The 6418-nt window shown below is 41.4% G+C and carries 6 protein-coding genes; 2 read left to right on the forward strand and 4 right to left on the reverse strand.

Annotated features, from left to right (window positions below; genetic code table 11):
- Position 1: 1 nt before the first annotated feature.
- From A7D14_RS17630 to A7D14_RS17645, 4 genes are read right to left on the reverse strand one after another with little or no spacing between them, the layout of a single operon-like run.
- Positions 2-1030, reverse strand: coding sequence for a sensor histidine kinase (locus A7D14_RS17630; protein ID WP_067037514.1), 1029 nt, complete (start codon positions 1028-1030; stop codon positions 2-4).
- A gap of 15 nt (positions 1031-1045) precedes the next feature.
- Positions 1046-1354: a DUF4907 domain-containing protein gene (locus tag A7D14_RS17635; RefSeq protein ID WP_067037516.1), complete on the reverse strand. Its 309-nt coding sequence runs from the start codon at positions 1352-1354 to the stop codon at positions 1046-1048.
- A 39-nt stretch (positions 1355-1393) separates the two neighbouring features.
- Positions 1394-2392 carry a Kelch repeat-containing protein gene (locus tag A7D14_RS17640; RefSeq protein WP_067037529.1) on the reverse strand — a complete coding sequence of 333 codons (999 nt, stop codon included), beginning with the start codon at positions 2390-2392 and terminating at the stop codon, positions 1394-1396.
- Positions 2393-2417: 25 nt separating this feature from the next.
- Positions 2418-3233 carry a DUF6268 family outer membrane beta-barrel protein gene (locus tag A7D14_RS17645; protein ID WP_218058554.1) on the reverse strand — a complete coding sequence of 272 codons (816 nt, stop codon included), beginning with the start codon at positions 3231-3233 and terminating at the stop codon, positions 2418-2420.
- Positions 3234-3527: 294 nt separating this feature from the next.
- Here A7D14_RS17645 and A7D14_RS17650 point away from each other — a divergent pair, with 294 nt between their 5' ends.
- On the forward strand, positions 3528-4859 hold the full coding sequence (locus A7D14_RS17650; RefSeq protein ID WP_067037520.1) for a DUF4270 family protein: 1332 nt from the start codon (positions 3528-3530) through the stop codon (positions 4857-4859).
- Between the two features lie 34 nt (positions 4860-4893).
- Positions 4894-6093 (forward strand): hypothetical protein, encoded by a 1200-nt coding sequence (locus A7D14_RS17655; RefSeq protein WP_218058555.1) that lies wholly within the window; start codon positions 4894-4896, stop codon positions 6091-6093.
- Positions 6094-6418: the final 325 nt, after the last annotated feature.

A 6418-nucleotide genomic window follows, 5' to 3' on the forward strand; every position in this document is an offset into this window, starting at 1 on the left:
TTCAATCAAGTGTTAGATGTAGTTTAACGGAATATTCCCGATCTCCTTTATCGATATCCAGGCTATGTGCATGGGGATACAACAGGTTCAACCTGCCCTTGACGTTGTTCAGCCCGATTCCAGAATTGTTCTTATCAATGTTTCGGGTCCCCTTTAAATTGGAAATATCGAAAAAGAGGTGGTTCCCTATAACCTGTATCACCATATGGACTTCCGTCCTGCCATCATAATCGGTTCCATATTTAAAGGCGTTTTCGATGAAGGTCATCATGATGAGCGGTGCTATCTTTTGCTCCTCGTAATCCCCCTTGATCTCCAAGTGGACTTTTTCGCTATTTGAAAGACGCAGTTTTTGCAGGGAGACATAGTTTTTGATGTTCTCGATGTCCTTTGACAGTAATACCCTGTCCTGATTGGATTCATACAGGGTGTACCGCATCAATTCTGAAAGGATGATGACCGCATTTGAGGCTTCCTTGGAGTTGTCCCTAACCAGGGAATAGATACAATTTAAGGAATTGAACAGGAAATGGGGATTCAATTGAGCTTTTAAATATTCCAGCTCTGTTCTTGTTTTTCGGATATCCTTTTGTCGTAACACCCTGTCCCTTATGTAAATATGTTTCATTAGGCGTACAATGCCCCCAAAGAGAAAGAATGCGGTCAACGCAAAGCCAATGACAACAAAACGGATTTTATAGAGAAAACCATCTGGGGACAAATCCAATTGATTGATTGGAATCAATGTTGGGATTTGAAGTGCCAAACCTTCAAAGCCGATTAGGAATGTGATAGAGATAGCGATGTAGGCTAAAATTCTCTTTTTCAGTAAAAGATTTGGAACCAATAGTGCATAGTTGACATAAAAGAGCATTGGTGGAAGCAAGACCCTGACAAAAGCCATGGGGTGAAATTCACTGAATATGGAAAAGGAAATGAACAATGGGAATGATGCCAGGCACAACCATCCGAACAGATGGATGAAAATCTCTTTTGTCTTGAAAGGGTTTTCTTTATTTCGGAATTTCATTGTTTTGCGGTTTGATCAATAAGCTATCCCAAGTTTAACCAATTCTTTTTGGGTAACATGTGGGCCCTGGCCCAAGCTTAATTTTTTAACAATCAGATTGGCCGTTCTCTCTGCATCTTTTTTGGTCCTGAAGCCATGTTTTCCCTCCCGTCCTGGAATTTGGTCTTGTTGAATGAACAGGATGGAGTCCAGATAGATTCGATATGTCCATTCTTCCTTGTTGTTCTGGACTAGTTGGGCATGGACATATACTTCTTCCTTGGATGTTGTCTTTTCACAATTAAGGAATAACAAAACCAGGATGGGTGCAAAAATACGTTTCATTGTTGTTTGATGGCACGTATGCGTTTAGGTAACATTGGATTAATCATCCTCATCCTCCTCCTGAAATGGAAAAAACTCAGTGGTGTCATCCAGGTACAACGTACCTGATTTCCCAGTGGTCAAAAAGGCCCTTGCTCCGTTGTAAAAACTGATGGCACCTTCCCGGACCACGCCTTCGAAAGCTGTCTTTTCTTCCCATTCGTCCCTGGAAGGGTCGTACTCCCAAACGCTGTTCATACCACCTCCTATGCTGGCTTTTCCCGTTGCAATATAACCATAGGTGCCTATGGTAAAGCCAACTGCGTTGCTTCGGACTATAGAGTAGTCGTCCTCTTCATCTAGATCTAATAGTGGCTTCCATTTTTCTGAACTTAGATCAAAGGCCCAGAAATCGGTCAGGTTTTGGCCATTGGTTTCCCCTGTGCCGAAATACACTTTGTCCGCTATTGTAAAGTATGTGGCATCCCGCCTTTTATTGCCCCCAAAACCTATGAGTTCGATCCATTCATCATTCACAGGGTCATACTTCCAGAAATCCTTCTTGTCATTGTCCCCATCATATCCTGTTCCCACATACCCGAACGAACTGGAATTGAATGCGGTGGCACCGCGTCTAGGTGTGCCACTAAAGGGTGCAATGGAATCCCATGTGTTGCTTTCCACATTGTATCTATAGAAGTCCGCCAATTCATTGTCCCCATCATATCCCAGGCCAACATAACCGTCCCCGTTGAGGGTAAAGCCAACTGCGGAACTTCGTTCGATACCAGGCATGTCGGCAAGCTGTCTCCAATAATCACCTTCTATATCATAAACCCAAAAATCCTTTAAATAATCATCACCGTCATAACCGGTACCCATATATCCCTTGTTGGCTATGGTAAAGGCAACCGCATTACCTCTGGGTATACCGTCCAACACGGAACGGTCCACCCAGTTGCCCCATTCGTCATCGTCATCATCACTGGAACAGGAGGTAATGGCAGTTACGGTGAATAAGGACAGTACAAGTCTATATAGAATTGTTTTAATCGTCATGTTCAAAAGTTTAAATTTCATAATGTCAGTCACGTATTTTAAAGGTTAATCCCATGGAAAGGTAAACGGATGGTTCAGTTGACAGCTCATAGGCAATGTTGCCCTGTCCATCCGTGATCACGGCCGTGTTATCGATCAGATATCCCACTTTGATCAGTGTATACCATTGGGGTTGTATTTTATAAGTATATCCAATGTTGACATCAATGGCATACTGGGCAAGCCTCATTTCTCCATGGGGAAGGTCGTCGGGTGTGCCTACAGGAAGATGGATATTTGTGTATTCCCCCTTAAATGATCCAGAAGTCCTGATTTCATGCAGTTCGTCAATGCTATAGTGAACCGTGGTACGTGGAAAACCGATATCTACGTTTATGTTCTTTGACAAGGATCTTGAAAATGAAAGAATGGGGTAGAGAAGGGGGTGTTTCCTTAAAATACCATATCCAAACCCAAAGCTTAATTGTTGATTTGGGGTGGTTGTTCCGATATCGGTTGCCAATACTAGCTTACCGGAGTGTTGGATTTCCGAGAGGTCCAAAGCCTCCTTGAAATCGGAGGCCATAAATATTGAAAATCCGGCATCCAATTTCCACCGATCTTTCATTTGCCACGATAGGGTCCCTCCGGTTTCCAGCCTAAAAAGCTCATCAGGTTCCTCCATAGCATAATTTTTTGGAGAATCATAAAACCAGGATTGCTGTCTTCGCATGTTAAGTGACAAACCATAGTTTACCTTCGGAGCAAGGTCTTTGGAGTAGTACATACCTAGGTTGTGCCGCTCCCAAGAATAATTGCCATTCGAAGGAACGACCTCGTACACATAGTCAAGGTATGCCATCTCTTTTTCGGTTTGTGCCGCTATCCTTGCATGCATTGTAATAATTATTAGACAGCTGATAAATAGTTTAACCACCTCGATTTTTTGATAAAACTAAGGCCGGTGAGTTTCTCTGGGAAAAAAGATAAACCAAACGGGAAAAAGTTTAAATGAATGCCGTATTTGGCCCTATTACCTTATTCGATTGCCTTCGTTTAGTAAATCTCTTGTTTGGTTTAAAGGATTGCCCTTCTGGTTTATAAAATTTCATGGTGCAATTTCTTTGGGCGTCTTTTGGCAAAAGAACTGTTATCAATGAAGTACAAAGGATGGTTTTTGGTGTCTTTGGTGTTGGCTGTGATTTCATGCTCCACGGAAGAACGTGATATCCCTACATTGGAAGTGGGCCAAGAATTCACGGATAGAGCGGTCAGGTTGATCGAGATTGACACCATTGAGGTAAGGACTGGCACTTTCAAGTTTGACAGCATCATTACATCAAGTAAGGACAGGCTTTTGGTCGGACGGTATATCGATCAATTTTTTGGTGCCGTAAAAAGTGAAAGCTACATGGAATTAACGGCCATGGACTACCATGTCCCGGATGATGCCGAATTGGATAGCATTGCGCTTATTTTAGGTTATGACCATTATTTTTATAATGATACACTTCAACTGTCCCACATCCGTGTTCATCGAATATTGGAGGATTTTGAAACCACAGAGGATGCCTTTTACAACACAAGTTCATTGAGGTATGATACCATCCCCATGATGACCAAATCCTTTTATCCCGAACCTATGGGTGAGGATTCCCTTCATATCTCCATTCCCAGATCATTCGGTGCGAATATTTTTGAATTGCTAAAGGAAAAGTCCATCTCCGGGGATGAGGATTTTATCGAACAGTTCAAGGGTATTGTTTTAAGTCCATTGACCAATGGCAATTCAACAGTTATCGGGTTTTCAAAAAATACGGAACGGACCATGTTGCGTTTTTACTATTCGCTTCCAGAAGAATTCGACGATGGGGATGAAGATGATGGGGATGATCTTTTTTTGGACTTTGTGATCAAGCAAACCAATAGCTTGAATGCATTCAATCGAATAACAAGTGATGTGACCGGGTTGCCCTTGACTGCGCTGATAGATCAGGAAACCGACCTATTCTCGGAGGATAGCAATGATATGACCTTCATGCAATCCGGAACCGGGTATGTGACCCGGATCGAATTTCCGACCATAAAGAATATTGGGGACTTGCCAGGTACAGGTACTATTTTGAGTGCCGTTTTGGAGATTACCCCTTTGTTGGATTCGTATGACGATTTCTTCCCGTTGCGGGATTCACTTCAGATTCAGGTAGTTGATCAAAACAATGAATTTTCATCTTTTGTAATAAATGGGAATGGTTTGGTATATGGAAGATTTGGGGAGAGTGATCAAGAATTTAATGAGTTGGTGTACCAGTTTCCTGTCACAAACTATATCGAACAGGAGCTAGAGGAAGCACCGGAGATTGATAATGCTTTGATTCTTATGCCGAGTGAGTTTCAGCATTCTCTTGATCGTGTTGTATTGTATGGATCGGGAAGCAAGGATTTTGCGCCCAAATTGATAATCACATATGCAATTTATGATGAATAAGTGCTTCCTGGTAGTAGGATTTTTACCATGGCTAATGATGGGGCAAACCAATACAATAACGGCATCACCATACTCCCTCTTTGGAATCGGGGTGAATACAAAGTCCAACATTGGAAAAAATAGTGCCCTAGGGGGTGGGGGGTATGCCCTTCAATCCAATTACTTGATCAATACCCAGAACCCAGCTTCCTTTGCGGACATTCCGGAAAACATTTTCTTGTACGATTTTGGTTTGACAGCTGAATTGAGTTCCATTTCAAGTAGGGGCAAGGAAGAAAAAAGATTGGCAGGGAACATTTCCAGTATAGCCATAGCCTCATCCCTTTCCAGAAGGTCCGGATTCGGTCTGACACTCGAACCGTATTCCGATGTTGGTTATGCACTCATTGGGGTGGAAGGTAATGTCGAAGGATCATATGACACCTTTGTCAGCAATGTTTTTGGCTCAGGAGGATTGAACGACCTGAAATTTAACTATGGCTATAGGATGACGGATAAGTTTGGAGTGGGGATGGGATTGTCCTATTATTTTGGCACCATTAAAGAAGCCCAAAAAATACAATCAAACTACAATTCATTATTTGTAGAAGATAAAAACAAATATTCCGGTGTAAGGGTTGATTTGGGCTTACAAGGTGCTATTGTAGATCAATTGAAATTCGGTTTTAGGATGCGAATGCCGACAACATTGAAAGTAACCCATGACCGTAAGGTCTCCAAAATGGTTAGTTTGATTCCGAAACCGGAAATCATCGAAAATACCACTGGCGAGCACCTTCCAAATTTTGAACTTCCCTTGGAAGTGGGAGGAGGGATTGTCTACACTCCGAATGTATCATGGGCTGTAAACTTGGATTTTTCCTATAATTTTTGGAATGCTACCGATCAACATGACAACATCGGAAGTTTTATCGACCAGAAAGTTGTTGGGTTTGGTATGGAATATGTCATTGATAATCAAAGCTATAACTATTGGAAGCAGATAAAGTTTAGGGCTGGAATGAACTACGATACAGGGTATTTGGAGGTTTATGATCGTACGATTGATGGTTATTCCATTATGGCGGGAATCGGGATACCATTGTCCAGATCACGAAAATCAACCCTTAATTTGTCCTATAACAGAAATCAGTATGGGGCATCCCAAGGAATCTTGGTTGAGGAGACTTTTAATACATTCAATATAAATCTTAGCCTTGGTGATATTTGGTTTTTGAAACGCAAAATCAATTAATTAGAAGTATAGCCAAATCAAGCTGATGCTGTTGCTTAGTTCCAAAAGTTGCTTCAAAGGGACTTGACAATTACATTTAATAGGAGATTCCACTATAACAAATATAAATGTAATGTTATGGACTCTTTACAATCAAGAAATGGCTGATGGATTCGAACCTCATTTGTCCCCCCAAAAATTTTATTGGGTCTAGTCTTGCTTATGATTTTATTGCAAACCGAATTACAAACCGCTATTTGAGTGTATATAGATTTATTAGTAGAAACAATTGATTAGATAGTGTGCTAAATGAATATGGAGTTAAAAGTAATAGTATATCAAAGTA

It is taken from the genome of Allomuricauda sp. CP2A (genome assembly GCF_001683915.1).
Taxonomy (GTDB): domain Bacteria; phylum Bacteroidota; class Bacteroidia; order Flavobacteriales; family Flavobacteriaceae; genus Flagellimonas.